Genomic DNA, 4,106 nt, shown 5'->3' on the forward strand with positions numbered 1-4,106 from the left:
TGCAGCAGAGCGCCGGTCGGTCGGGTACCGTTCTTGCCGGCGCGTTTGAACGCCCGCAATACCCGGTATTGCAGTGTTTCCCGCGAAATCCGTTCACCGTCATCGACGTTGACGAACAGCGGCGCGTGCGCCGGCCATTGGTCGAGTCCCCCGGCGGGGGAGTGGGCGCGCCCCAGCCGGCGGGGGAACCGCTCGGCGCGGCTGTCCAGGTAGCGTTCGATCACCGCGAGCAGCTGCTGCTCGATCGGGACGTCGCGCTCTTTGCGGTTTTTGCCCCGCACGTGAATGACCGTGCCGGCCCCGGAGCGTCGGATGTCACCGATGTTGCAGCCCAGCAGTTCCTCGGTGCGAAGGCCTGCCAGCAGGCAGGTCAGCACCATGGCCTGGTCGCGTTCGATCCAGACCCGGGGGTTGGTGGTGTCGTCGTCGGCGATGGCGGCCACCACCGCCGCGATCGTGTCGGGCTGAAGCGATTTAGCGGTGTGTTCGTCGGGCGCGGGTCGGGGCACCCGCGCCATCGGATTAGTGTCGATCACTTGTTCTTCGAATAAGAACGTGCACAACGCATTCCAGCTCGACCAACAGCGCCGCACCGTGGCTGCCGACCGACTCGGCGCATAGCGGGAGAACGCCGCACGTACGGTATCGGTCGTGATCGCGGCCGGCGTCAGCTGCTGCTCCGTGGGGCGATCGCCAGCCGATGACATCAGCGCGCAGATGGCGTCGAAATCCTGGCAATACGCCCGCACCGTGTGAGCTGACTGTTTGGCCGAACGGCGCGCGGCCAGAAACGCCTCAAACCACTCCGGGCGCACCCGAGACGCCAGAGCATCACCAGCACGCCTATCAGCCGCGGAGACACCACGTTTCGTCGCCTCCGACGATTGCCGAGGCCGCCGCCGACGCGCTGATTCGCCGCCCGAGGAGTCATCGACCACCCGGCAATCATCTCACACATAATCGTGATTATCTGTGAGACCAGGCGAGACGCGAGGAAGTCCGCGCGGCGCGAGTGCCGTCATCCTTGTGCCGTGCACGTGTCAGGCACACGGGATTGCACCTGGCGGGCGCCCGGTCGCGAGTATTTGAGCGTGATTCGATATCGGGATTCGTTGCCGCCCGTGGCGCCGAGCGCCGACGCGGCGTCACGGGCCCACTTCCCATCCCTTCGGGCACGGGGGCTACCCCACCGCCTTATCGTCACAGTGACGTTTTGTTTCGGTCGGTCAGCGGCGCAATCGCCGACACAGCCTCTCGCCCGGCTGCGCGACGTGCCTCAACCGCTGTGAACGGACTGGGAACGTTCAGCACCGCGCCGACGTCGCCCTCTGGCAACTCTCGGAAGTACTCTTGCGACCGAGCACGATAGCCGCCGCTGAGTAACTGCTTCCACCGAGGCTCATACGCCAACGTGTACTCGTTGGTGGTTTGCTTGTCCGCCCACGCGCCTGCCTGGGCGATCCGCTTATAGAGGCCATCGAGAATGGCCCACGCCTCGTAGGCGTCATACACGCCCGAGAACCGCATGCCAGCAGCATGGCAACTGCGGCGCCGGCGGGCAAGCACGACACGACGTACGCGGCGCGAATCGAGGCCCTGTCTCGATCGCAGTTTTTTCCTTCTGGCTCTCCGATGCTAGGCCGGCGGCCGGCTCACGCTAGGTTTCCCGCTGCGCTGCGCTTGGCCTTCGGCGCGGAAACTTTTCCGATCCGCTCGCTGCGCTCGCGGGAAAACTTTCCGCCCGGAACCTAGCCCTCCCTCGGCCACTACCGGCCTTACATCTCCTCTGCCAGAAGGCAAAAAGAACGGGCGGCCCTTGGGACGCCCCCTGTAGTGGAGGTATCGACATGACCGACCCCATCGCCCCAGGTGACGAAACAGTCAACGACAGTGGGCATCCGGAGTCTGGAACTTTGGAGCACATCGACCCGCACGACCTGGTGCTGGACAGCAACGTGCGCGACGTGCCCGACTTGGACGGAGAGTTCATCGCCAGCATCAAGGAGCACGGAGTCCTCGTTCCGCTTGTCGGTGTTCGCGGCGATGACGGCCAGGTCCGCGTCCGATACGGGCAGCGCCGAACCCTCGCGGCGATCGAGGCCGAGCTGCCCACTGTGCCGGTCTACATCCGGTCAGCCAGCGACGGCGACGACAAAGCACAGCTGGTGGAGCGAGTCTCGACGCAGATCGTGGAAAACGACCACCGCCGAGGCCTCACCACCAACCAGCGCGCCAAGGGCATTCAGCAGATGCTCGACGCCGGCGTGTCGGTGACGAAGGTCGCCAAGGCCCTGGCCGTTGACAAAGACACGGTGAAAGCCGCTAGCGCGGCGGGCAAGTCGCAGACGGCGATGGAGGCGCTGGCCACCGATCAGCTGAGCCTGACCGAGGCCGCAGTACTGGCCGAGTTCGATGACATGCCCGACGCTCTGGCACAGCTGGCCCGCGTGGCAGGAACGCCGTCGTTCGACTACACCGTTGAACGTCTGCGCAACCAGCAGGCCAGCTTGAAGGCAGAGCGCGAAGCCGAAGCGGCGTGGCGCGAGAAAGGATTCACCGTGCTCGACCAGGTGCCCGACTCCTGGGACCCCGCCTACGTGGAGCTGGCGTTCCTGGTGACCGCATCAGGTGAGGAAGCCGACGAGACGGTGGTGACCGACCCGGCGCAGTGGGCCGTCGTGCTCTACGAAGAGGACGGCTGGGTCGACGCCGACACCGGCGAGGTCGTGGAAGAGGACGCCGTGGACTGGGACACCCAGCACGACGGCGAGGCCACACCCGCTGAGGGTCTGCGCCACGCCACCACGGTCACCGAGGCCACGCTGTTCGTGCCGGAGTACTTCTGCCTCGACTACGAGGCGGCGGGCCTGGTACCCAACGAGCGGTTCCAGCGGTTCGCCGGGATGAGCGAGCCCACCCAAATCGCCGATGGTGCAGTCGATCTCGACGGCGAGGACGACGAGGCCAAAGCGGCGCGGGAGGCAGCGGCAGCGCAGGCCGAGCACGACGCCGAGCGCCGCGAGCGCCGCAAGGTCATCGCGCTCAACAAGCTGGGTGAGGCCGCAGGCGTGGTGCGCCGGCAATTCCTGCTCACGCTGGTGTCCCGCAAGACCCCACCCAAAGGCGCTGGACGTTTCGTTGCCGACGCCGTGGCCCGGGACTCGCACCTGCTGACCGAGCACAACGGGCAGCACGTCACCGCCGCCATCCTCGGACTTGACCCCAAGGGCGGTGACGAAGGCGCGGCGATCCGCGCACTGGTCACCGGCCTGCCCGACAACGGCGATGCCCGCGCCCAGGTGATCATCCTGGCCTCCGTTCTCGGGTGCCTGGAATCGCGCACCCCCAAGGACGCCTGGCGGCACCCGGAACCGGCAGTGGACCTCAGCGAGGCCCGCTGGGGATGGAGCTTCCGGATGACCAGCGGCGACCTGCTGCGCTACCTGGCCGACAACGGCTACGCGCTATCCCCCATCGAGCAGGTCATCACCGGAGAGCGCACAGCCGACGAGGTCTACGACGAGCACCTGGCCGAAGCCACCGGACCGGCCAGCGGCGATGACAACACCGAGGGCGAAGCCACCGACGCGGCCTAACCCACCGGGTGGGGCAGGACCGACAATCCTGCCCCACCCTCACCGCCGACATACACCGCCAAAGCCGGAGGGACTCGCGGGCGGCACCTGACAGAACGGCCGGTCCGGCAATGGTGCGGCTTCCGACCGATGCGGGCCGTCGAACATACGAACCGCATGTCTGAGGCGAATTATCGCGTGCCGATAAATGGTGTATGAAGCAGCGGTGAACCGCACTGACGGGTCATCACATTCAATGGTTATCCCCGTCTTTAACTGCGCGAGAAGACAAATTGAGGTATGACCCCACTACCATTTCTGAAGTAGAATAGAAGCATGGCGATGACCAATAACCGGAAGGCCGCGAAAATGGACTCGATCACCGTTTATACCAAACCAGCCTGCGTGCAATGCAGCGCGGTCATCAAAGCGCTCGAGAAAAAAGGACTGGCCTACACCAAAGTTGACATAGCCGGCGATCCCGCCGCCCGCGACCTCGTCATGGCCCTGGGCTACCTGCAAGCCCCCGTC

At 65.8% G+C, this 4,106-nt stretch carries 4 protein-coding genes; 2 read left to right on the plus strand and 2 right to left on the minus strand.

The features are described from left to right. Window positions 1-815: tyrosine-type recombinase/integrase (locus AC2VOU_RS06090; RefSeq protein WP_486956562.1), on the minus strand; the 815-nt coding region annotated here is incomplete at its 3' end. A gap of 385 nt (window positions 816-1,200) precedes the next feature. Continuing rightward, the gene (locus AC2VOU_RS06095) at window positions 1,201-1,527 is read right to left on the minus strand and encodes a hypothetical protein (protein ID WP_486956563.1); all 327 of its coding nucleotides are present in this window, start codon (window positions 1,525-1,527) and stop codon (window positions 1,201-1,203) included. Window positions 1,528-1,847: 320 nt separating this feature from the next. On the opposite strand from AC2VOU_RS06095, the gene AC2VOU_RS06100 reads away from it, so the two are divergent. Both AC2VOU_RS06100 and AC2VOU_RS06105 read left to right on the plus strand, forming a co-directional pair. Further along, entirely contained in the window at window positions 1,848-3,596 is a 1,749-nt protein-coding gene (locus AC2VOU_RS06100) for a ParB/RepB/Spo0J family partition protein (RefSeq protein ID WP_486956564.1), read from the plus strand. Between the two features lie 348 nt (window positions 3,597-3,944). Then, window positions 3,945-4,106: glutaredoxin domain-containing protein (locus AC2VOU_RS06105; protein WP_486956565.1), on the plus strand; the 162-nt coding region annotated here is incomplete at its 3' end.

The sequence above is a fragment of the Mycobacterium sp. TH-M25 genome (assembly GCF_057473665.1).

What these genes read in the sequence shown, in the direction of transcription:
- AC2VOU_RS06095 (WP_486956563.1), bottom strand. Translation starts at nt 1,527, where the DNA reads ATGCGGTTCTCGGGCGTGTATGACGCCTACGAGGCGTGGGCCATTCTC.
- AC2VOU_RS06100 (WP_486956564.1), top strand. Translation starts at nt 1,848, where the DNA reads ATGACCGACCCCATCGCCCCAGGTGACGAAACAGTCAACGACAGTGGG.